Raw genomic sequence first — 23,060 nt, 5'->3', positions numbered from 1 at the left:
TTTTGGATAATTGGTATTTTTTTGCGAATAAAGCTTGTTATTCAAATTATTTACTGGTACATTGGTATAGAATAAAAATACTGCTTTATATAGCGATTTGCCATTTGGAGAAATATTGTGTCTGATTTAGAAAACGAGTTTGGTGAAGGCAGTTTTGTTTTTGAAACCGTGATGCGAGTACGCCATACTGAGATTGGTTTTGGTCAACATTTGACGATTGATGCGATGGTCGCTTTACTGGCTGAGGCACGTGCAAGGTTTTTATATTCAAAAGGTGTCAAAGAGATTAACAGCGACTATCAAGGCTTTATTATCACCAATGTGGCGACTTATTTTGTCAGCCGTGCCAAAGCTCGTGAAGAGTTGTTGTTTGAGGTGGGCGTGCAGAATATTACCGATAATGGCGGTGATTTTATTTTTAAAGTAACTCGTATGTATGATGGCTCGGACGTGGCACGTGCGGTGATGGGCTTTGTGGCGTATGATTATCGTTTGAACCAAGAAGTGCCGTTAAAAGGTGCATTGCGTGAGGCGGTAGAGTTAAAAGAGTTTGCCATTTAACCACTTTTAGCACGATTTTTTGGCATTTTTTTATAAAAAATTGTTGTTAAAAAAGGCACTCAATGGGGTGCTTTTTTTATCCAAATATTTTTTAACATGATAATAAAGACAAACAAAGGTTGATTATGAATTGGCTTGACAGTGTAAATTTTGATGAAAAAGGTTTAATCCCTGCGATTGCACAAGACAAAGCAACAGGGCGGATTTTGATGATGGCGTGGCAAAATCGTGAAGCATTGCAACTCACCGCCGACACTAAGCAAGCGGTGTATTTTTCTCGCTCTCGTAACAAACTTTGGCACAAAGGCGAAAGTTCAGGACATTTTCAACAAGTTCACGAAATCCGCCTTGATTGTGATGCCGATGTGATTGTGCTTGTCGTTACCCAAATCGGTGGCATTGCTTGTCATACGGGGCGTGCGTCATGTTTTTACCGTTTATTAACTGATGACAATGGCGAAAATCGTTGGCAAGTAGTTGATGAGGTGTTAAAAGACCCAAGTGAAATTTACCAAATCGTTGATGCGTTAAGCGTGAGCGATGATGAAAAAAATACCAATGTTCACACGTTTACCCAAAATATTGATAACAGCTCACAAGATATTTTAACAAAACTTGATAAAGTATTAAACGAACGCAAAACAGCGGACGCAAAATCGTCCTATGTGGCAAGTTTGTATGACAAAGGACTTAATAAAATTTTGGAAAAAGTCGGCGAAGAAGCGACCGAAGCCATCATCGCCAGTAAAGATTTGCAAATTGAAGCAAATGCGGACAACCGTTCTGACGTGATTTATGAAATTGCTGATGTGTGGTTTCATACAATGGTAACATTGGCATGGTTTAATATACCAGTTACCGCCGTCACAGATGAGTTGGCACGCCGTTTTGGGCTGTCGGGCATTGATGAAAAAAATGCTCGCACACAATCATAAATGTGTATGGTATAATGATTTAAATTTTTGATATATAAAGGATTCGTTATGGGTAGTTTTTCAATTATGCACTGGCTGATTTTTGCGGTGGTCGTCATCGCTATTTTTGGCACATCAAAACTCAAAAACGCAGGCAAAGACTTGGGCGGTGCGGTCAAAGGCTTTAAAGATGCGGTGCGTGATGAAAATGAAGAACACAAAAGCCGTGTCATTGAGCATAATAGCAACGGCACGCCTGTGAATCAGACCAATCAAGACAAACAAAACGTTTAAAATTTTTGACAAATTTAAGAAAAGTTAAATGTTTGATATTGGTTTTTCCGAACTTTTGTTGTTTGGTATTATTGCCCTAGTTGTGCTAGGCCCTGAAAAGCTACCCCATGCTGTTCGCACGGCGGGACGCTATTATGCCAAATTCCGCCGAACAGTTGCCACTTTACAAAGTGAAATTGAGGCAGAGCTTGACTTGGCAGAAACTCGCAAACAAATGCAAGAAGAACTCGCCAAAATCCGCCAAGCCGAAGCAGACATGAAAAAAGAAATGGACGCTTTGCGAACCAGTTTTCATGAATTACAAGAAAATCAACAACATAGCCTAAATCAAACGCTCAACGCTCAACATACAAACACCGCTCCCATGTTAAACACTTGGTTTTTGTTGGGTGATTATGACAAAAAAAGACGATTGCCCAATGCCCCATTTTTGCCCAATTATCAAGCAGACAAACTGATGTTTAACCATCAAACTGCACCAAATACCACAGGGGCAGACCATGTTTAAACTCACAAAAACCAAAAAACCCCCTGAACAAATCGCCCAAACCAAACAACAAGACGATATCGCCCTAGATGAAAAGTTGGCGGATATGCCTTTGACCGAGCATTTGATTGAATTACGCCGACATTTTATTCATATTTTGGTATCAGTTTTGGTGATTTTTTTGGCGTTAGTCGGCTTTGCTCGTGATATTTACGATATTTTTTCTACGCCGTTGGTTTCCTTGTTACCTACCAATTCTAACATGATTGCCACCGATATCACATCGCCCTTTTTAGCACCGATTAAGCTGACATTGTATGTCGCCATGTTTATCGCCATGCCGTATATTTTGTATCAGATTTGGTCGTTTGTCGCCCCCGCTTTGTATAAACATGAAAAACGCATTGCCCTGCCAATTTTGTTGTCGTCTATTGGCTTGTTTTATGCGGGGATTGCCTTTGCTTATTATGTGGTGTTAAACAGAGTTTTGGCATTTTTTATCAAATTTTCGCCTGACAATGTGTTGCCGATGACCGATATTGACAGTTATTTAAACTTTGTGTTAAAGCTGTTTTTGGTGTTTGGGGCGACTTTTGAGATTCCGATTTTGACTTTGTTGTTGGTGCTGGCAGGTGTGGTGTCGGTCGCATCGCTGGAAGACAAACGCCGTTATATCATCGTGGCGTGTTTTGGCATTTCGGCAATCGTTACGCCACCTGATGGTTTCTCCATGATTTTATTGGCAATTCCGATGTGTTTGTTGTTTGAACTTGGGCTGATTTTGGCAAAATTTTTGGTAAAAGAAAAAAAAGAAATCACATCGGATAATCAAACTGCTTAGAACCTGTATTCACAACGTTTTTGCAATGAAAAATGCGATAAATCGCCAGCTTTTCAAGGAAAAAACGCAGACTGATAGTCATTCTATCAGGTAAGTTTTTGACATCAAGCCGCAAGATTTAGCCATTTTTCATGCAAAAACAAATAAATATTTATTAAAAAACCTGTAAAACTTTACTGCGCAATATTGTGAATACAGGTTCTTAAATTAACAACATTACTTGGGCAAATTAGCCGATAATGCTTGCCACATTGCCAAGCCTTTTTTCATCATCAACACGTTATGCGTCCGCACGATACACGCCCCTTGTTGCACCGCCAACAGCCCTGCCACCATGCTACTTTCATCACGATCACTAACATCATTATTTAGATGAACTTTATTTAATACTTCACCAATAAATCGCTTGCGAGATAACGCCACCATCACAGGCAAATTAAACTGATGTAACCGATAAAACTCATTCAGCCATTGTAAATTTTGTTGATAATTTTTGGCAAAACCAAAACCAACATCAAGGATTAAATTTTCACGTTTAACACCTCCTGACGTTACGTCATCAATGCGTTGTTGTAATTCATTTAATACATCTTGAAAAATATCTTCATAATTATCCAAGTTATTCATGGTGGTCGGCTCGCCACGCATATGCATGAGCATAACAGGAATTTGCAAAGCATTCGCCATTTGTATAGCGTTGGGACGTGTTAAAGCTCGCACGTCATTCCAAATACCTGCTCCCACTTCGCTACACGCCTTTATCACAACAGGCGAACTGGTATCCACCGAAATCCAAATATTATCATCGCTATTTTGGCGGATTTTTTCTACGACTTTTACCACTCGGTCAAGCTCTTGATTTTCGCTCACGGCACTTGCGTTTGGGCGTGTGCTTTCGCCACCGACATCAATAATGGTTGCACCGTCTTTTATCATCTGTTCGGCATGGCGGACGGCATTGTCAAGGTCGTTATGTTTACCACCGTCCGAAAATGAGTCAGGCGTTACGTTTAAAATCCCCATAATATGCGGTGTTGATAGGTTTAAGGTTTGGTTCTTATAAGTGATGTGAAAATTTGGAATTGGGTAAAGTTGCATTTTTTAGCCTTAACAAAAAAAACAAAAAACCGCTATTTTTCATAACGGTTTTTTTGGTTAAATATTACATCGCTGGCAATGGCGGTGGCAAACTTGAACCACCTGTTGGTGTAACATCTTTTTCAAAATTTACCTTGATTGGCTCTTGGTAATTTTTTGGTTCACGTGGGGCAATGCCTGCCATGATGTCTTGTAATTGGTCTCGGTCAATGGTTTCCCATTTCATCAAGGCTTCAACCATGGCGTGCATTTTGTCATGATTGGCATCAATGATTTCACGAGCGATATTGTACTGCGTTTCTAGGATACGGCGAACTTCATCATCGACTTTTTGTTGGGTCGCTTCTGAGATGGTACGGCTTGGGAAATAGCCTTGATTGTCGTCATCTTCATAGACCATCACGCCCATTTTTTCTGACATACCGTATTTTGTTACCATTGCACGAGCCATTTTGGTCGCACGTTCAAAGTCGTTTGACGCACCTGTTGATTGTTGATGAATAAAGATTTCTTCAGCGATACGACCGCCAAACAAGATTGACAATTCGTTTAACATACCGTCTTTGTATTTGCTAATCGCATCTTGCTCTGGTAACTGCCACGTTACGCCCAACGCCCAACCACGTGGCATAATGGTAACTTTATGCACAGGGTCGGTATTTGGTAGCATTTCGGCAACCAGTGCATGACCTGCTTCGTGATAGGCAGTGGCACGGCGTTCTTCTTCACGCAATACCATCGATTTACGCTCAGGGCCCATAAATAACTTGTCTTTGGCATTTTCAAAGTCGTTCATATCCACTGAAACTTTGTTACCACGAGCAGCGAACAAAGCGGCTTCGTTGACAAGATTTGCCAATTGAGCCCCACTAAAGCCCGGTGTACCACGAGCCAACGTGCGGATATCCACGCCAACGGTTGCAGGCAATTTTTTAAGATGAACACGCAAAATTTCTTCACGACCTTTGATATCTGGCAAGCCGACACTGACTTGACGGTCAAAACGACCTGGACGTAGCAAGGCTTTATCCAGCACATCAGCACGGTTCGTTGCCGCAATCACAATCACACCATCATTGCCTTCAAAACCGTCCATTTCAACAAGCAGTTGGTTTAAGGTTTGTTCACGTTCATCATGACCGCCACCCATGCCGTTACCACGATGGCGACCGACCGCATCAATCTCATCAATAAAAATGATACAAGGGGCGTTCTTTTTGGCTTGCTCAAACATATCACGCACACGGCTTGCACCGACACCGACAAACATTTCAACAAAGTCAGAACCTGAAATACTAAAAAACGGTACTTTGGCTTCCCCTGCAATCGCTTTGGCAAGCAAAGTTTTACCAGTACCAGGAGGTCCTACCATCAATACGCCACGAGGAATGGTCGCACCCAATTTGGTGAATTTTTCTGGGTCTCGCAAAAAGTCCACGATTTCGGTGACTTCTTGTTTGGACTCTTCACAACCTGCGACATCAGCAAAGGTAACTTTGACTTGGTCTTCGGTCAGCATTTTGGCTTTGGATTTACCAAAACTCATCGGGCCAAAACCACGACCACCGCCACTACTACCGCCACCATTCATATTTCGCATGATAAATAAGAACAAACCGATAATCAACAGCACAGGAAAACTGGCAATCAACAACTGCATCATCACGCCTTGGCGTTCAGGGCTTGCCCCTTGTACTTCCACGTTGTGCTTAATCAGTTTTGGCATAAGCTCGGTATCTGTTACCGCAGGGCGTACCGTTTCAAAGGTTGCGCCACTTTTGGTTTCGCCTGAGATATGCTCGCCATCAATTTTGACGCTTTTTATTTTGTCGCCACTGACTTGGGTAACAAATTGGGAATAATTGAGCTTATCAGGTTCATTTTTTGTGTCAAAATTGCTAAAAACAGCAACCAACACAAAAATCACTGCAAACCATAATAAGGTATTTTTTACCATGTCGCTCACGGGTATGTCCTATCCTATTTATCGATTGATAATTGTTAATGTTGTAAAATGTCAATTATATAATATAGCATGATATAAGGCTTGAAAAATGATTATCAAGCAAAAAAACTGTTGTAAAATGGTAATTATTACCAATTCAACCTTAAAAACAAACAAGCGTTTATTTTTAACATATCACATCGTTGCTACCCAGTACATCTCTTTTGACCTAGCACGAGATGCCGCAGGCTTTATACTGCGTACTTTTCTAAAGGTTTGTTGCATTTGTTTTCGCAATTCGTCCGAACCTTCGCCCTGAAATACTTTGATAATCAGCGTGCCACCTTCGTCCAAAACTTGACTGGCAAAATCCATCGCAAGCTCGCATAAATAAATCATGCGTGGCTGGTCTACCGCCGTAAAACCAGACGTATTGGGAGCCATATCAGACAGCACCACATCTACTTTTTTGCCATCAACTTCGTCCATGATTTTGTCAAAAACTTCTTGCTCACGAAAATCACCTTGAATAAAGGTAACATTTTCAAGCGTATCCATCGGCAAAATATCAGACGCAATCAATTTACCATTATCACCGACCAATTTTCCCGCCACTTGCGACCAGCTACCAGGGGCAGAACCCAAGTCCACCACCGTCATGCCTTTTTTGATGAGTTGTAATTTATCGTTAATTTCCAATAGCTTATACGCGGCTCTGGCTCTGTAGCCATCACGTTGGGCGAGTTTGACATAGTGGTCGTCCAAGTGTTCTTTCATCCACGCTCGGCTACTTTTAGACAGTTTTTTGTTGGTAATTCGGGTTGCCATAATTGCCTTTTTTAAGTTTTTTCACACAAAATTGCTATTATTTTACCATATTTTGCCAAAAGGTTTGTGCTATAATGGCAGTTATTTTTATATTTTTAACAAAGGGTTTTTATGTCAAACAAAACATTAAGCAACGCTGATATCAAACATTTAAAAGGTATAGGACATCATCTAAATCCTGTGGTGATTATCGGTGGCAACGGTCTGACCGATACAGTGATTGAAGAAATCGCTCGTGCGTTAAACGACCACGAGCTGATTAAGGTCAAAATCCCAGCAGGCAGTAAAGATGAACGTGAAGCAGTCGCCGAGCAAATCGCCGAGGCGACAGGTTCAACGCTGATTAATAGTATCGGGCGTGTGGTGTTGCTACTGCGTGAAAATCCTGAAGCCAATCCAAAATTGTCCAATTTGGTTCGTTTTGGTTAATTTTTATTAAAGTATTTTTTAAAAAAAATGACAAATAAAACGCTTAAATCCAACACTTTTTGCTTAAATCCGATTGCAGAACATTCAGCACAATCGGATTTTGCGGTTGTGTTGGTTAAAAGTGAATTGCAACAAAATGGCGAAAATAATCAATTTTTGTTAAATTTAAATTACCAAATTTTATCCACTCATGCCATTGATTTTGATGATTTTTCACAAAATAATGTCAAAGCAACGGATTATTTATGGAAAAAAAATTGTTTAGAATGTTTTATTCAAATCAATAATCAACAATATTTTGAAATTAATGCCAGTCCAAACGGTGCGTATGCTTTGTATCATTTTGATGATTATCGTACGCCAAAACAAATGCCACCACGAGCGACCGAACAATTACAATTTAATTGGCAAAAACAGCAAATCAATGTTCAAAATTTTCATGTGAAAAATATTGCTATCAATGATGATACATCATTGGCAAATCTGAATTTTTTATCCACATTTGGTTTTGAGATTGTTTTGCCAAAAGATTTACAGCTTACCAAAATCAATCCTTGCGTAATTTTGTATCAACAAGGCGAACCGATTTTTTATGCCGTGAACCATGCCAATCCACCTGATTTTCACAACAAAGATTTTTGGCAAAATTTTTAAAATTTCTTAAAAATTTTTGTTATAAAAATAAAAAAACCTGCCAACAATCTGGTAGGTTTTTTTGTCAAAGTGCTTTTATTACACACGCTCAATGATGGTCGCAATACCTTGACCAAGACCGATACACATGGTAGCAAGACCGATTTGGGTATCTTGTTGTTCCATCACATTTAGCAAGGTTGTGGTAATTCTCGCACCTGAACAGCCAAGTGGGTGTCCTAATGCGATTGCACCACCGTTTAGATTGATGATGTCTTGTTTATCGCTGATGTTTAAGCCTTTCATCACTGATAAACCTTGAGCGGCGAACGCTTCGTTTAATTCAATCGTTTGAATGTCGTCCATGCTCATGCCCGCACGTTTTAACGCTTTTTGCGTTGCAGGAACAGGGCCGTAACCCATAATCGCCGCATCACAACCTGCTACTGCCATGCCACGAATTCTAGCACGTGGTTTTAAGCCTAAATCTTTGGCTTTTTGGGCTGACATGATAAGCATCGCACACGCACCGTCTGATAATGCTGATGCAGTCGCTGCTGTTACTGTACCGTTTTTTGGGTCAAAAACAGGACGTAACGCTTGGAAGGCTTCCAAATTGGCATCTGGGCGAATGACTTCGTCCACAGTGCAAAGTTGCAAGTTGCCGTCTTGGTCGTGTCCTTCTACGCCTACGATTTCTTTTTTAAAGCGACCGTTTACAGTTGCATCCCATGCACGTTTGTGCGATTGTACGCCAAATGCGTCTTGTTCTTCACGGCTGATGTTGTTTAAACGTCCAAGCATTTCTGCGGTTAGACCCATCATGTTTGACGCTTTGGCATAGTGTTTTGACGCTTGTGGGTTCAAGTCCACACCGTGCATCATGCTGACGTGTCCCATGTGTTCCACGCCACCGATGATAAATACATCGCCTTGATTGGTCATAATTTGGGCGGCGGCTGTGTGCAATGCTTGCATTGATGAACCACATAGACGGTTTACAGTTTGACCGCCTGCGGTTTTTGGGATACCTGCTAATAGACCGATATGGCGACCGATATTCCAGCCTTGTTCTAGGGTTTGGTTTACCGCACCCCAAATCACGTCTTCTACAAGGTTTAAATCAAATTCGTTGCGTTTTAATAATTGGCGAACGACTTCGGCTGATAGGTTGTCGGCACGCACGTTGCGGAACATACCGTTTTTTGATTTTCCCATCGCAGAGCGTACGCCATCTACGATTACTACGTCTTTTGGACTTAATGTTGTCATGGTTTTTTCCTTTTAATTATTCTAATTAGTAAAAAGTTTTACCGTCTTTTGCCATTTGTTTTAGCAATTCTGGGGCTTCGTACGCTTTGCCAAGATGGGCATATTTATCGCATAACGCCACAAACTCGCTCACGCCAACTTGGTCAATGTAACGGCATAGGCCACCACGGAACGGTGGGAAACCAATACCCATAATCATCGCCATATCCGCTTCTGCTGGGGTTGCCACGATATTGTCTTCTAAGCAACGAACCGTTTCGTTACAAAGCGTTAGCATCATGCGGTCAATGATTTCTTGGTCGTCAAAGGCTTTTGACGCATCAACCACAGGTTTGATAACTTCAAGCGTTGTAGAGTCAGCTTTTTTTGCAGGTTTGCCTTTTTTGTCAATTTCGTATTTATAAAAACCAACGCCATTTTTTTGACCCAAGCGATTGGCTTCAAACAAGGCTTGAATACTGCCTTTAAAGTCAGGCTTCATACGGTCTGGGAAACCTTCCGCCATCACTTCTGCACCGTGAACGCCTGTATCAAGACCGACCACGTCAATCAAATACGCAGGACCCATTGGCCAGCCGAATTTTTCCATAACTTTGTCAATCTGCACAAAATCCGCACCGTCTTTTAATAACAAATCAAACGCCCCAAAGTAAGGGAACAACACACGATTTACCAAGAAACCCGGACAATCGTTTACGACAACAGGCACCTTACCCATTTTTTCAGCTAATGCAACAGTAGTCGCAATGGCTTCTTCACTTGATTTTTCGCCACGAATGACTTCCACCAACGGCATACGGTGAACAGGGTTAAAAAAGTGCATACCGACAAAGTTTTCTGGGCGGTCTAGTGCGGTCGCAAGCTCGGTAATAGAAATCGTTGAAGTGTTTGATGCCAAAATCGCATTATTTTTCACCAAGCCTTCAACTTCTTTTAACACGGCTTTTTTGATTTTTGGATTTTCAACAACCGCTTCAATGACAATATCCGTTTCACCAAAATCGCCGTAATTTAACGTTGGACGGATACGGCTTAGCATTTCGCCCATTTTGGCAGGGGTTAATTTGCCACGTTCCACTTCTTTTGACAAAAGTTTGCTCGCTTCGCCCATGCCTAAGTCAAGCTGTTCTGACTTGATGTCTTTCATGATGATTGGCAAGCCTTTTGATGCCGATTGATAAGCGATACCACCGCCCATAATACCTGCACCTAGCACCGCAGATTGTTTGATGTCGTGGGCTTTGGCACTGTGTTTTTTGGCAAGTTTTTTGACTACTTGGTCGTTTAAGAATAGACCAACTAGGCTTGTTGCTTGTGGGGTTTTGGCAGCTTTGGCAAAACCTTTTGCTTCAATCAACAACGCTTCATCACGTTTTAAATTAACGTGTTTTTCAATCGTATCTAACGCAATTTTTGGTGCAGGATATTGCGCTGGGTTGGCTTTTGCCAATAGCACGCCTTTTGCTGAGTTAAACGCCATTGCTTGTTCAAGTTGGTTAAGTTTTACAGGATTGACTTTTTCCGCATGACGAGCTTGCCAATCTAATTCACCTGCGATACATTTTTTCACGGTTTCAATCGCTGATTTTTCAAGGTTTTCCGCTGTTACCACCGCATCAACCAAGCCCATGCTTAACGCCACAGCAGGCTTAATCGGTTTTGCATTGGCAATCAATTCCAATGCGTTGTCAATACCGATAAGGCGTGGCGTACGCACCGAACCACCAAACCCTGGAAAAATACCCAAACCGATTTCAGGCAAGCCAATAGTCGCTTTATCGCTAATCACACGATAATCACACACAAGCGTCATTTCGCAACCACCGCCCAACGCTGCACCGTTAATCGCCGCAACTTTTGGAAATGGCAAATCTTCAAAACGGTTAAACACTTTATTAATATCAACAATCCAACTTTCAATTTCGCTTTCTGGTTTGTTAAAATATTCTACAAATTCAGTAATATCCGCCCCTGCGATAAATACCTTTTTGCCTGATGTTACGATTAAACCTTTTACGTCAGCCGTGCTTTCTAACGCTTTAATCGCTTCGTCAAATTCTTGGTTGGTTTTTTGGTCAAATTTATTCACCGATTCCGTTTGGTTATCAAAATGAAATTTGACAATGCCATCATCAAGGCGTGAAACCGTGATGCTATTTCCTTGATAAATCATAATAAACTCCTTGAGTTATGGTAATGGTTTGTCTTTGCAAGCAAAAACAAACGTTTGGTTTTAATAAAAATAAAAACATAGATAGTTTAGGTTATTTTTGGGATAAATTGCATGAATGCAACTGACTAACTAGTCATTTTATTTGTTTGCGATTGTTTAATGCTTGGTGCGTTCCCGAATGGTTGTCAAATCATCATCAATCAACAATTCCCCATTTAAAAATACATCTTGCAAAATGTTATTTTGCTCGGCAAGCTCATCTTCTCGCACCGTCATATAACTGCCCTGATGATGAACCAATGCCAATCGCCCACGCTTACTGCGTTTGCTCACACTGGTAATCGGGTCTTTGTACACATCTCGCCAGTAGCCGTCCACTCTGGCACTGCTGGTTTTCATCGCCCAACCGAGCGTATCACGGTTGATTTGTTGTAACAATCCGCCACCCATACCAAAGGTGATGTTTTCGGTGCTAAATCCTGCTGACGTTACCGCATCAAGGATTTTTTGGATACTGGTCGGATTAATGCCATCGCCTTGAATTAAACGGATATAACTTGGTAGAATTTTATAACCTTTAGTATTTAGCGTTGTGCCAAATTTTGCTGCAAGTCGTTGCAAGGCTTCACGCACCACTTTTATCGGGTCGCCACTATCAGGGCGAATTACCAGCGTTCCGCCTGTGTTTTTGACTTGTTCTTTTAATTCACCGCCCCAAATATTGTCAATCGCTTTCCACAAATCATAACTATCACTCACCACCGCAAACGTCTTGCCCGCCTCACCAAATTGCGACAGCATATTGGCATAAGCGTCCGCCTCGTACTCACGTCCCCAAGCGGTCATGGTGCTATGCTCGGCAGCAGGGATAGAAAAAGCCGACATTTCTTCACTCATACCGTACCAACGATTGCCCGCAACTATCGCCGACAGCGTATCTGTTCCCAAAAAATTTACCAAATGTGCCAATCCGCCCAACGCTGATGATTCGTAACTTGATACGCCTCTTGCCCCAAAATCGTGCAATTTAAACGGCAAACTGTCCAAATTATCCGCCGATTTTTCTAAGCCTGCCTTAATTAACTGTTTACAATAATATGACAAACTTGCCACCGTTGATGGATACCAAATCGCACGCAACAGCGATGTTTCAATATAACTGGTTAGCCAAAAAAATTCAGGGTCGGTATTCACCACTTGGCATAATACTTGCCCTGTTGGGATTACCATGCCTTCAGGCACAGCTTGGATTCGCAATGGCAAATAGCCTTGATGTTTGTCAATCAGGCGTTGCCAACCTGCTTCGTTAAACGGCACGCCATGAGCCGAAAAAATCGTTTTAGCTTCGTCAATGTCTGATTGGGTGATGGGTTTGCTTAGGTATTCTTTGATATAGGCTTGTAGCCCAAAGAACAGCACGTTTTCAAAGCTGTTGTTACCACCACGAGCCTCAATATAGCTGGACACATATTCGGTGTTTGGCGGATATTGTAGCCAGTGGGACGTTTTGTAGCTGTCTGTGTTTAGGATAAAGTTATTAAAGTTGTTGGTAAACATCACAGAACTCCTCTGTTGATTCGCTTTCGCTAAAAATCCAAACCGTCTTTCAGTTTGGGGCTAAAATTTTTTGATAAAATCTATTTTTGTATCTACGTTTTACCGAAACAAAACCGAAAAAAATCCATTAACAAATTAATACGACTATTATCTTGTTGGTTTTTTAGTTGTTTCAATTGTGCTAATTCGGGAGATTTTGGCATACGGACATCAGTATATAGATGTTTAATTATTTGTTGAATAATTACTGCAACCAGCATCAGAGCCATGCCCCAACCAAACAAAGCATTTGGGGAAATAAAACTTATCACAAACAAACCAAATCCCAAAACAAACAAGGTTAAATAAAGTGATTTCCAAAATAACATTTTATTTTTCCTTATTCATTATCAATCGGATTTGTTGCGACATTCGCCAATTGCTCTAACCATTTTGCACATCGCCATTATCCACTTTTTCATAAATATCGGTTACATTCACCGTCAAGCCAATACTTTCAAACGTAATCTCATCACTGAGCAAAAACTTCTTCATCTGTGCTGTAATGGTAAGTTTCGGCTAAGGCATTCATAATTTTTTCTTTTTTAATCAATTAGTTTGTAAATTATAAGCCCATCATTTTACAAATAATCGCATAATGGTCTTCAAACAATTTATCCGATTTTAACTCTGCCAACGGCAACCAAAACGCCTTTAACGCATCATCACCACCTTTGACAGGGGGCAAACCTTTAGGGTCATTTTTTAATTGAAAATAAAATGCTTGCGTAACCGTACGTCCACGAGCCGAGCGGTACGGGTCATCAAACGTATGCTGACTATGACGAGAACCACGCAAAACCGCCTCTGGCACTTTTAGGCGAGTTTCTTCACGCAACTCACGAATACAGGCATCAAACAAAGTTTCTTTGGGGTCTACAAATCCCCCCGGTAACGCCCACAAACCTTGCCCTGGCATACCACGTCTTTCCACCAACAAAATATGCCCAGACTGCACTACGACCGCATCTACCGTCATAAAAGTTGGCGGATACGGTGCGTTATCCCATTGTTTTTTGTATTTGTCAATAAAACCTGCCTCTTTGTGTAACTGCTCAAAATCTTCAGTTTGTTTAAAGGCTCTCATCACTTGGGCAGTAGATTCTGGCACTAAATCTACCAAAGGGTCAGCCCCCAACAAAAAACCCTCACGAATCGGCGTTGCCGACAAATCTTGAAAATTTGGCACAGCGACCGATTGCCAATTTGGAAATAATGACAAATAATAAGACGAACTGTCCTTTGAATGTCCAATCAAACCAATATTTGCCGACAAATCACCTGTTACCGACTTCACGCACGCTTGCACATATTGCAACCAACGGTTATCATTATACAAAGCGTCATCAAGCCCCACACAGTGAATACGCTTGGCTTGCTCTGGTGAAAACGCCCCCAAAATCATCTGACTGCGTTCCGCTACGCTAAAACTATTGCGGATACTTCTTGGCAAATTTGCCGAACCAATCAGCATAATCACATTTTCGGCAAGTTTTAACGCCTCGTTCACCACCGACTTATGCCCAAGATGAAACGGCTGAAACCGCCCAATAAAAATCAGATAATCAAAACGATAGCCTTTGCTATTTTTGGCAGGGGCAAAACGGTTGGTCGGCTCTAACGTCTCATCGGTATGAAATTGCTCTGTCATTCGCAAACTCCTTGCGGTTAAAGTCGCCATCGGTCTATCTAATGGCGTAAAAGAAAAGCATAAAAGAAAAATTACTCTATAATGCTATATTTTTCACATAAAAATCAAGGGATTTTTTTGTGATTATTGTAAATTTAGTCAAATTTGATTGGTTAAATTAACCACAATTTTTCGCATAATTTGCTTGATAAATATATTTTAAATGCCATAATATGATAAACAATATCAAAATCCGAGTATTTTACTCAACTTATTTCATTTGACAAAAACGAAAAAAGAGCAAAATCATGTCTGAACAAACCCAAAATCAAGAAAAAACCACCAACATCAAAATCACCGAGCCAGCCCAAGCCTACTTAGCCGAACTGCTTGCCAAACAAGAAACTGACGGGATTGGCGTGCGTATTTTTGTGGAAAACGCAGGCACGCCACGAGCCGAGTGCTGTATGGCGTACAGTCAGCCGAACGAGCACAACCCTGACGATTTAAAACTTGAATACGAAACCTTTACCGCTTATATTGATTCGCCATCAATTCCGTATCTTGAAGATGCAGTGATTGACTACAACAAAGACCGTTTTGGCGGACAATTAACCTTTAGAGCACCCAACTCAAAAGTGCCAAAAGTCGGCGAAAATGCCAGCATTGAAGAGCGTATTAACTATGTGTTAATTACCGAAATTAACCCAAATCTAGCTTCACATGGCGGTAATGTGCAGTTGGTGGATTTGGTAGAAGAAGACGGCGTTGGCATTACTGCCGTGTTAAAATTTGGCGGTGGCTGTCAAGGCTGTTCGGCTGTGGATATGACCTTGCGTCAAGGCGTGGAAGTTACCTTAAAGCAACAAATCCCAGAACTTACACAAGTCATTGATGAAACTGACCATAGCTATACGGCAAATGCGTTTTATAAATAATTGTTTTTGATAAAAAAAAGGCTAAATATTGATTTAGCCTTTTTTATTTGCTGTTTTTAAAGTTTATGCCAAAATGCCAAAAAAGTTTAACAAAAACAGCACCGCAAACCCTGTCAAAAACGCCAAGCCCGCCCATGACAAACCACGTAACCACATTGGCAAGTTTTCACGTTCACGCACAAGGCTGTAATTTAACCATGCAAACACAGGAGCTGCCACAAACGCCATAATCATGGCAAATTTTAACATCATGGTTAATTGTGAGCCAAAATACAAAATCAGCACCAACCCTGCCACGCTAAAAAACGTCAGCCAGCCATTTAACGCCATTTTGCTCACTTGTGCTTTTTTGCTGACAATTCGTACCGCTTCGGCATTAACACGGGCATAGCCATCAATCACCGTGATGGTCGTGCCAAACATACACATAAAGGCAATAAACGCCACCAAAAATCTTGACCATTCACCAATGGTTTGGGTGTACATACTGATAAGTTGCCCCACATATTTACCGCCAGCAAGCTGAATCTCTTGCCCGGAGCCGTATTGCACCAGTACACCAAGTGCCAAAAACACCAACGCCAAAATTGCCGAAGTCCAATAACCCACGTTAAAATCAAGTAAGCCTTGTTTGTGCGTGATGGCTGGATTATCACGGCGTTTTGCCACCGTCCAAGTTGATGTCAAAGCCGAAATCTCAATCGGAGCAGGCATCCAGCCCATGAGTGCCACAATAAAACCCAACGTTGCCAAATTCCAAGGGCTTGCAGGCACAAAATCTGGCGCAACCACAGACGGCTTACCCATAGCAATCACCACCGCAAGCAAAGTCGTTACCGTCAAAGAAATAACAATCCATTTGGTCAAACCATCAAGCAATTTATAATGACCTGCCACCAAAAACAACCAGCTAATGATGATAGTAATCACCGATAACACAGGAATGGACAATGTCCACGCTTCGGGCAACATCGCCCCCAAAATCACCGCACACAGCATGGCAACCGCCCCTGTGTTAATAATCCCTGCCACAAACGCCATAAAGAAAAACACCCACAAATACGCCTTGCCCTTGTCAGCATAGCCTTGCACTAGGGTTTTGTTAGCGTCATAAGTGTAGTCAGTGGCAAAACGGAAAAATGGATATTTAAACACGTTGGCAAGCACAATAAAAATCGCTAATTGCCAGCCGTACAAAGCCCCTGCTTGGGTTGAGGCAATTAAATGCGAGCCACCAATGGCAGCTGATGCCATCAAAATACCCGGTCCAAAAATTTGCCAATTCATTTTTGATGAATTGGCAGTTGTTTGCGTTGTCATCAAATACTCCAAAATTTTATTAACAAAGTCTTATAAATAAAAGTAATAAAAATGTAGGCAATGATAACAAAAAATTAAAAATTCACAAGCCAAAGTTACCTAATTTATATATTCTTTTTTGTTAATGAGTATTAAAAATATTGGAATAATAACCACAAAAAAAGCCAAATAACAATTTGGCTCTTTTAAAATCAATGCGTTATAAAATCAACATACAAGCTATCAATGACCGCTACCACCACAGCCACCACAACATGGGCTGGCTTCCGTTACTTCAGGCTTTGGCGCTTTTGGGTCAAAGACTTGGGCTTGCGTTTGGTCTTGTTCGTTTTGTTGCTGTGATTGTGTATTTTGGGTTTGTTCGCTCATGGTATATTCCTTATAAGGTTTAAAAAAGATGGCTGTATAAAAAGTGTATTCATCAAAATATTACGAAACTGAAATACAAAACTTAAAAAGATATATTTTCAATACATTTTTAAAAACATATTAGCACCAAAAAAAACGAATTTCAAGCAATAATTTTAAAAAAATGCTAACTGCTGGATTTCACGCTGAATATTGTGGCGTGCGTTTGTTTCATATTTCGCAAAAAATTCATCGCTAAAATAAAGGCGTTTTCGTTTCATAAAACTTTTTAATGCCTTTTTCTACCAATTTGGTAAAAAAGTATAAAAACGTGTTGATACTCTTGGCGAATTTGCTTGCAATATTGCTGATAAATTTGCCATTCTTGTCCCTTTCATGTTTCTAGCCTAGCATGGGTTGTGTTGCTAGTCTAGAGCCTTATTTTTATCAAAAAAACCCTTAAACCAAATGATTTAAGAGTTTTTATCCATACAAACCAATTAAGCAAGCTTTGCTTGGATATAATCCACTGCTTTTTGTACGGTTGTCAATGTGGCACTGTCTTCATCAGGAATGGTTAAACCAAATTCATTTTCAAATGACATTACCAACTCTACCAAGTCTAGCGAGTCCGCACCCAAATCCTCCATAAATGAAGCTTCGTTACTAATATCTGCTGCATCAATGCCTAGTTGCTCAGCAACGGCTGATTTCACTTTTTGTTCAATCTCATTACTCATACGAATTCTCCTGTTTGTGAGTAAAATAGTTTTTTAAGACATCATCTTAACACGCTTAGCCAAATTTTTAAAGTAAATTTTTTTTAAGTTTGTTAATAAAAAATCTTAATGATTACATATACATACCGCCGTTTACGGCTAGTACACTGCCTGTGATGTAGCTTGCTTCATCGCTGGCTAAAAATTTGACCGCTGCTGCCACGTCTTGAGGCTGACCCAAACGTCCTAATGGCACAGCGTCCAACATAGAATTAATCAATCGCTCATCAAGCTCTGATGTCATATCAGTTTCAATCAGACCGGGGGCGACACAGTTTACGGTGATTTGGCGAGAGCCGATTTCACGAGCGAGCGAACGGGTAAAACCTTCTACGCCCGCTTTGGTGGCGGCATAGTTGGTCTGTCCTGCGTTCCCCATTTGGGCGACCACTGATGTGATGTTAATAATGCGTCCTGTGCGAGCTTTCATCATGCCACGAATGGCACGTTTGCTCATGCGATAGATGGCGGTTAGGTTAATATCTACCACATCTTCCCACGCACCGTCGTCCATTCGCATGAGTAAGCCGTCTTGAGTAATGCCTGCATTGTTTACCAATACATGAATCGCACCGCCATACACGCTTTCAATTTCTTCAAAAAGGCTGTCAATCGCTTCTTTATCACGCACATCAAGCAAACGTCCAATACCGCCTGATTCATTTAAATATTCGTCAATAACTTCCACGCCTTTTTCGCTCGTTGCGGTGGCAATCACAAAATAGCCTTCATCAGCCAAACGCTGGGCGATGGCTTTGCCAATGCCACGGCTTGCACCTGTTACCAGTGCGATTTGTCGGCTCATACATTATTCTCCGTTAACAATTGTTGTATCTCGCTGATTTTTGTTACTTTGTCGGTGGCAATGGTGGTGATTTTTTCGGCTTGACGTTTTGCCAAATTGGTTAAAACATTGCCACTGCCACATTCAATTTGAAAATGCACGTGTTTGTCCGCCAGTTTGTTTTGGGTTGCCGACCACATCACAGGCATACTTAATTGTTCAATCAACGCCTGTTTAATCGCATGCGTGTCCGCTTCTACTCTGGCATAGCGATTTTGAATCACAGGAATTTTGGGCGGATAAAAGGTAATATTGTTTAATTCTTCTGCCAATTTTTCGCTGGCAGGTTGCATTAAACGACAATGTGACGGCACGCTGACTTTTAATGCAACCGAACGATTGCCAAGACTTACCACTTGCTCATTTGCCAAATCAACGCCCAACGCATTGCCTGCAATCACCACTTGCCCCACTGCATTAAAATTAGCAGGGCTTACAATCGCATCATCATCAACGGCTTCTACTTGTTCGCACATCAAGCGAACTTGCTCATCATCAAGCCCTAATACCGCAGACATCTTGGTGTCTTGGTCTTTGACAGCTTCAAACATATACTGTCCACGATGATGTACCAAACGCACCGCATCTTTAAACCCAATCACGCCACTGGCACACAACGCACTGTACTCACCCAACGAATGCCCCGCCAAATAACAAGGCGAAATGCGTAACTGGTCTACCAACACCCGCCAAATCGCAATGCTTGCGGTCAATAACGCAGGTTGCGTAAATGCCGTATCATCAAGATCTCGCTCGCTGTCTTCACCTTGACACACCGCCCACAAATCAAAGCCCAGCCCATCGCTGGCTTCTTTAAAGGTTAATAACACTTGTGGGTAAGTTTCAGCCCAATCCTTGAGCATGCCGATAGTTTGAGAGCCTTGCCCTGGAAAAATCACTGCATAACGGGCTTTTTGTGTTGGTGTGGATAATTGTTCTACCATAATATTAGCTTTTAATTTTTGAGAGTATTGTAAAAGAAGTTAAAAAAATTTCAAGTGTACATTTGTAAACTTTTCTAACAATTTCGTTATCTATTTGTTTTTGAAAAGATAAATAAATTTTGACACAAATTTTTTCATAAAAAAAGATTGATGCCATTGCTAACACCAATCTTCTTGTCGGCGAAAAATGCGATTACTCAACATTTTTCACGTTATATCATGCTATCTTACTTGACTGACGTACGGCCGTTGCGAATTATTCAGCAACAGCTTTTACAGCGAACAAGTTACGACCACGGTAGAAACCGTCTTTGGTCACGTGATGGCGGATATGTTTTTCGCCAGTTTCTTTGTCAGTAGCAATTGCGTTTACAATCATGTGGTCATGTGAACGACGCATATCACGACGTGAACGGCTTTTACGATTTTGTTGAACAGCCATGAGGTTAGCTCCTGTGCTTCTAAATAAGTTAATTTATCTTAAAGTTAAGTTAAAAAACAACTCAAGAAAAATGGGTAAATATATAAACGCTGTATTATACCCAAAAACTTGCCAAGAAAAAAGCCTTTATTGGGATTTTTTGTAAATTTTTGCAGTCAAAACGTCCCTTAGGACAATTTTAACCCTGCCAACACCGCAAATGGATTGTCTTTTTCTTCCACATCGGCAACAAATTCACCAACTTGGCTCACCGCCATTTCACAGTCATCATGCTTTGATGACAATGGCAAATCTACCAACAATTCATCTTCAATCATGGCAAGTAGATACAGACGGTTATCATCGGTTAATTCATTAACAAACAAAAATTCGGTATCTTCGTCCAACAGTCCGACATGGCTTTCTTTGGTTAATAATGCCATTTCGCTATCGGTATTAAGGCTTGTCGCCACAGGCTCAAGACAACGTTGGCAAGTCTGCCACAGCGTGCCTGTTGTGGTTAAACGCCACATGATGACATCGCCATTCTTTTTGACGCTCAATTCCACTTTTAACGATTCGCTATTGTCGTGTGTGTCGTCCGCCAATTCAATCAAGCGGGGAAAATCTTGCAATGCAATCTCGCCTTGCCAATGATAATGATTATCATCATTATTTTCCCATTTAGCTAAGTCAATATATTTGTCTAATGTTTTGTTATTTGTCATATTATCATTCATTTTGTTGGCTTTTATCAGGATATTTTAACAGTTTTTGCCAAAAAAAATGTATAATATTTACAATTTTTTGCCAATATTTCATCACGTTGGGTCAGTATGCGACATTTTGCGATTTTTGACGGTGTTTATTTGCCGTTTTTGACAGGTTTTAGCGTAGCGGATAACCATTCGGATACGGTGGTTTATTACGATTTTTTTGAACGCTTTTCATTTCAAAAAGACATTAATTTTGCCAAATTTTGTTGGCTTTATAATGAAAAACAGCAAGTAGATTGGTTGATTTTTCATTTTAATCAATGGTTTAGCCATCATGATACCATTCTGGTGCGTGGCGAGCATGAGCCAGAATATTTTGCAAAAACCGACAGCAAACCTGCCAAAATCGTGTTTGCTCACGGATTTTTTGCCAGTTGTTTGCACGAAATCAGCCATTGGTGCGTGGCAGGCAAAAAACGCCGACAATTGAATGATTTTGGCTATTGGTACGCCCCAGACGGTCGCAATGAGCAACAACAAGCCGACTTTGAAAAAGTGGAAATCGTGCCACAAGCGATAGAATGTTTATTGACGTTAAGCTGTGGCAAGCGGTTTGGCGTGTCGCAGGACAACTTGTTTGCCGATTTTGACACCAGTCAAAGCACCTTTGCAAACGATGTCAAACGCCAAGCGATACATTTTTGGCAAACAGGCGAAAAATTGCCGACTGATGCCAAAGTTTTGTTACAACATTTGGCAAAACTGCGTCCGTTTGCTTTAACAGTGGGCGATATTGAACGCAATTTTTTAAAAAAATAATTTTAAAATCAATCTGTTAAAACTTAAAACAAATTGGTCGGTTTTATCACCGCAAGCGTCAATATGCCTGTATAAGCAATCAATGCCAAAAACAAACCGACTTTGGCTTGTTTTATCGTGGTGGTGGCACGAGTGGCTTTGATGGTGGCGGAGATGGCGACCATCAGTAACACAAATTTGGCAATCACCCAATGCGGTACGCCAATCACTTTTACCAACGGCATAACAGTCAAAACGCCTGAAATAATCAGCAAACAATAAAAACTATGCCCGACAATTTTTTGGGTTTTGGTGCGAAGTGCGTCCAAACCGTCCAAAAAATACACCATCATAAATTGGTATAAAAACAGGCACAACACCAACAGCACCATTATCATGTGAAAAATTTTCATAAAGGCCCTTTAAAAAAACAACAAAAAAACCTACAATTTGGGTAAATTGTAGGTCGTTATGATAACCAAATTTGGCAAAACAAACAATATTAATTGTCTTCTTTGAATTTTTCGTGGCAAGATTTACAGCTTGCACCAACATCACCGATTTGGGCTTTGACTGCGTCAATGCTGGTCGCATTGGCTGCTGCAGTCTCTAAAGCACTCACAGCTGTTTTGTATTTGTCAACTTGAGCTTGGAATTCAGCAGGATTTATCCAGATTTCTTCTTTCGCATCACCGCCTTTGGCAGTGTCTGGGAAATGTCCCCAAGGGTCTTGTTTTAGGGTTTCAACGTGTTTTTTGAGTTCGTCAGCGTTAAATTTGGCTGGGTCTTCTGTCATACCACGCAAGGCTTTGCTGGTTCTGCCGTATTGTTTCATGATGTCTTCACGAGCGTCTTGATGTTCGGCAGGGGTCATGTTCGGATTGACGGCATTGGCGGTTGCGTTGGCAACGCTTGTAGTTGTATTAACAACAGCACTGGCAGTTTCGCTCACGGCTGAACCGACCGCTTGGGTACTGTTACTAACAGCACTTGCGGTTGTATTTACCGCAGTGGTGGCGGTATCTACGGCTTTGTTTGCTGTGTCGGTTGCGGTGTCTTTGGCTTGGTTACAACCAAATAAGGCAACACTTAACAACAATGGGGTAAAAATTTTAATGGCTTGCATGGCATATTCCTTAATGTCTGCTGGCTTTTTGGGGTGATAGATTTTTTAGTATAGCAAATTTTTTATGATTTAAACAGACAATTTAGTAACAAATTTTTAACATTTTCTAAAAAAATGTTTCGTAA

General features: G+C 41.0%; 26 protein-coding genes. 9 read left to right on the top strand and 17 right to left on the bottom strand.

Annotated features, from left to right (window positions below):
* Positions 1-117: 117 nt before the first annotated feature.
* From ACGTJS_RS06775 to tatC, 5 genes are all read left to right on the top strand, one after another.
* Positions 118-561 (top strand): thioesterase family protein, encoded by a 444-nt coding sequence (locus tag ACGTJS_RS06775; RefSeq protein WP_315040688.1) that lies wholly within the window; start codon positions 118-120, stop codon positions 559-561.
* 125 nt (positions 562-686) lie between these two features.
* Positions 687-1,496: a bifunctional phosphoribosyl-AMP cyclohydrolase/phosphoribosyl-ATP diphosphatase HisIE gene (hisIE, locus tag ACGTJS_RS06770; RefSeq protein WP_410471532.1), complete on the top strand. Its 810-nt coding sequence runs from the start codon at positions 687-689 to the stop codon at positions 1,494-1,496.
* A gap of 48 nt (positions 1,497-1,544) precedes the next feature.
* Positions 1,545-1,769, top strand: a complete 225-nt coding sequence (gene tatA / locus ACGTJS_RS06765; RefSeq protein ID WP_410471531.1) for a Sec-independent protein translocase subunit TatA — start codon at positions 1,545-1,547, stop codon at positions 1,767-1,769.
* A gap of 28 nt (positions 1,770-1,797) precedes the next feature.
* Complete coding sequence (gene tatB / locus ACGTJS_RS06760; protein ID WP_315040696.1) at positions 1,798-2,277, top strand: Sec-independent protein translocase protein TatB; 480 nt, start codon at positions 1,798-1,800, stop codon at positions 2,275-2,277.
* Positions 2,278-2,362: 85 nt separating this feature from the next.
* Complete coding sequence (gene tatC, locus ACGTJS_RS06755) at positions 2,363-3,097, top strand: twin-arginine translocase subunit TatC (RefSeq protein ID WP_410473242.1); 735 nt, start codon at positions 2,363-2,365, stop codon at positions 3,095-3,097.
* 216 nt (positions 3,098-3,313) lie between these two features.
* On the opposite strand, the gene folP is transcribed toward tatC, so the two are convergent.
* From folP to rlmE, 3 genes are all read right to left on the bottom strand, one after another.
* On the bottom strand, positions 3,314-4,195 hold the full coding sequence (gene folP / locus ACGTJS_RS06750; RefSeq protein ID WP_315040700.1) for a dihydropteroate synthase: 882 nt from the start codon (positions 4,193-4,195) through the stop codon (positions 3,314-3,316).
* 64 nt (positions 4,196-4,259) lie between these two features.
* Positions 4,260-6,152 carry an ATP-dependent zinc metalloprotease FtsH gene (gene ftsH, locus ACGTJS_RS06745; protein ID WP_410473241.1) on the bottom strand — a complete coding sequence of 631 codons (1,893 nt, stop codon included), beginning with the start codon at positions 6,150-6,152 and terminating at the stop codon, positions 4,260-4,262.
* A gap of 183 nt (positions 6,153-6,335) precedes the next feature.
* Positions 6,336-6,968, bottom strand: coding sequence for a 23S rRNA (uridine(2552)-2'-O)-methyltransferase RlmE (rlmE, locus tag ACGTJS_RS06740; RefSeq protein WP_315040702.1), 633 nt, complete (start codon positions 6,966-6,968; stop codon positions 6,336-6,338).
* 111 nt (positions 6,969-7,079) lie between these two features.
* Here rlmE and yhbY point away from each other — a divergent pair, with 111 nt between their 5' ends.
* Positions 7,080-7,397 carry a ribosome assembly RNA-binding protein YhbY gene (yhbY, locus tag ACGTJS_RS06735; protein ID WP_315040704.1) on the top strand — a complete coding sequence of 106 codons (318 nt, stop codon included), beginning with the start codon at positions 7,080-7,082 and terminating at the stop codon, positions 7,395-7,397.
* A gap of 27 nt (positions 7,398-7,424) precedes the next feature.
* Complete coding sequence (locus ACGTJS_RS06730) at positions 7,425-8,051, top strand: hypothetical protein (RefSeq protein WP_315040706.1); 627 nt, start codon at positions 7,425-7,427, stop codon at positions 8,049-8,051.
* 78 nt (positions 8,052-8,129) lie between these two features.
* Here ACGTJS_RS06730 and fadA read toward each other — a convergent pair whose 3' ends face one another.
* The 5 genes from fadA to ACGTJS_RS06705 all read right to left on the bottom strand — a co-directional run bounded on the left by fadA (position 8,130) and on the right by ACGTJS_RS06705 (position 14,722).
* Positions 8,130-9,302 (bottom strand): acetyl-CoA C-acyltransferase FadA, encoded by a 1,173-nt coding sequence (gene fadA / locus ACGTJS_RS06725; protein ID WP_315040708.1) that lies wholly within the window; start codon positions 9,300-9,302, stop codon positions 8,130-8,132.
* Between the two features lie 25 nt (positions 9,303-9,327).
* Entirely contained in the window at positions 9,328-11,475 is a 2,148-nt protein-coding gene (gene fadB / locus ACGTJS_RS06720; protein WP_410473204.1) for a fatty acid oxidation complex subunit alpha FadB, read from the bottom strand.
* A 156-nt stretch (positions 11,476-11,631) separates the two neighbouring features.
* On the bottom strand, positions 11,632-13,032 hold the full coding sequence (locus ACGTJS_RS06715) for a nicotinate phosphoribosyltransferase (RefSeq protein ID WP_315040712.1): 1,401 nt from the start codon (positions 13,030-13,032) through the stop codon (positions 11,632-11,634).
* Between the two features lie 92 nt (positions 13,033-13,124).
* Entirely contained in the window at positions 13,125-13,400 is a 276-nt protein-coding gene (locus tag ACGTJS_RS06710; RefSeq protein ID WP_315040714.1) for a hypothetical protein, read from the bottom strand.
* Between the two features lie 236 nt (positions 13,401-13,636).
* On the bottom strand, positions 13,637-14,722 hold the full coding sequence (locus ACGTJS_RS06705) for a bifunctional nicotinamide-nucleotide adenylyltransferase/Nudix hydroxylase (protein ID WP_315040757.1): 1,086 nt from the start codon (positions 14,720-14,722) through the stop codon (positions 13,637-13,639).
* 284 nt (positions 14,723-15,006) lie between these two features.
* Here ACGTJS_RS06705 and nfuA point away from each other — a divergent pair, with 284 nt between their 5' ends.
* Positions 15,007-15,639: a Fe-S biogenesis protein NfuA gene (gene nfuA / locus ACGTJS_RS06700; protein WP_410473240.1), complete on the top strand. Its 633-nt coding sequence runs from the start codon at positions 15,007-15,009 to the stop codon at positions 15,637-15,639.
* Between the two features lie 63 nt (positions 15,640-15,702).
* Here nfuA and ACGTJS_RS06695 read toward each other — a convergent pair whose 3' ends face one another.
* The 7 genes from ACGTJS_RS06695 to ACGTJS_RS06665 form a co-directional block, all read right to left on the bottom strand.
* Positions 15,703-16,959 (bottom strand): NRAMP family divalent metal transporter, encoded by a 1,257-nt coding sequence (locus ACGTJS_RS06695; protein ID WP_315040718.1) that lies wholly within the window; start codon positions 16,957-16,959, stop codon positions 15,703-15,705.
* A 222-nt stretch (positions 16,960-17,181) separates the two neighbouring features.
* Positions 17,182-17,328, bottom strand: coding sequence for a hypothetical protein (locus tag ACGTJS_RS06690; RefSeq protein ID WP_315040721.1), 147 nt, complete (start codon positions 17,326-17,328; stop codon positions 17,182-17,184).
* A gap of 479 nt (positions 17,329-17,807) precedes the next feature.
* On the bottom strand, positions 17,808-18,047 hold the full coding sequence (gene acpP, locus ACGTJS_RS06685; protein ID WP_315040724.1) for an acyl carrier protein: 240 nt from the start codon (positions 18,045-18,047) through the stop codon (positions 17,808-17,810).
* A gap of 112 nt (positions 18,048-18,159) precedes the next feature.
* Positions 18,160-18,891: a 3-oxoacyl-ACP reductase FabG gene (gene fabG / locus ACGTJS_RS06680; RefSeq protein WP_315040727.1), complete on the bottom strand. Its 732-nt coding sequence runs from the start codon at positions 18,889-18,891 to the stop codon at positions 18,160-18,162.
* Positions 18,888-19,874 (bottom strand): ACP S-malonyltransferase, encoded by a 987-nt coding sequence (gene fabD, locus ACGTJS_RS06675; protein WP_315040729.1) that lies wholly within the window; start codon positions 19,872-19,874, stop codon positions 18,888-18,890. The genes fabG and fabD overlap by 4 nt, the downstream gene beginning before the upstream one ends.
* 256 nt (positions 19,875-20,130) lie before the next feature.
* A complete protein-coding gene (gene rpmF / locus ACGTJS_RS06670) occupies positions 20,131-20,316 on the bottom strand; it encodes a 50S ribosomal protein L32 (RefSeq protein ID WP_315040731.1) in 186 nt (61 codons plus the stop codon).
* A gap of 167 nt (positions 20,317-20,483) precedes the next feature.
* A complete protein-coding gene (locus ACGTJS_RS06665) occupies positions 20,484-21,023 on the bottom strand; it encodes a YceD family protein (RefSeq protein ID WP_315040732.1) in 540 nt (179 codons plus the stop codon).
* Positions 21,024-21,131: 108 nt separating this feature from the next.
* On the opposite strand from ACGTJS_RS06665, the gene ACGTJS_RS06660 reads away from it, so the two are divergent.
* On the top strand, positions 21,132-21,830 hold the full coding sequence (locus ACGTJS_RS06660) for an elongation factor P hydroxylase (protein WP_410473203.1): 699 nt from the start codon (positions 21,132-21,134) through the stop codon (positions 21,828-21,830).
* Between the two features lie 23 nt (positions 21,831-21,853).
* On the opposite strand, the gene ACGTJS_RS06655 is transcribed toward ACGTJS_RS06660, so the two are convergent.
* Together ACGTJS_RS06655 and ACGTJS_RS06650 are read right to left on the bottom strand one after the other, a co-directional pair.
* Entirely contained in the window at positions 21,854-22,222 is a 369-nt protein-coding gene (locus ACGTJS_RS06655; RefSeq protein ID WP_315040738.1) for a SirB2 family protein, read from the bottom strand.
* 89 nt (positions 22,223-22,311) lie between these two features.
* Positions 22,312-22,935: a c-type cytochrome gene (locus tag ACGTJS_RS06650; RefSeq protein ID WP_410473202.1), complete on the bottom strand. Its 624-nt coding sequence runs from the start codon at positions 22,933-22,935 to the stop codon at positions 22,312-22,314.
* Positions 22,936-23,060 lie beyond the last annotated feature (125 nt).

It is taken from the genome of Faucicola mancuniensis (genome assembly GCF_046523945.1).
In the GTDB taxonomy this organism is placed as follows: Bacteria; Pseudomonadota; Gammaproteobacteria; order Pseudomonadales; family Moraxellaceae; genus Faucicola; species Faucicola mancuniensis.
This window is presented reverse-complemented; position numbering and strand designations above follow the sequence as displayed.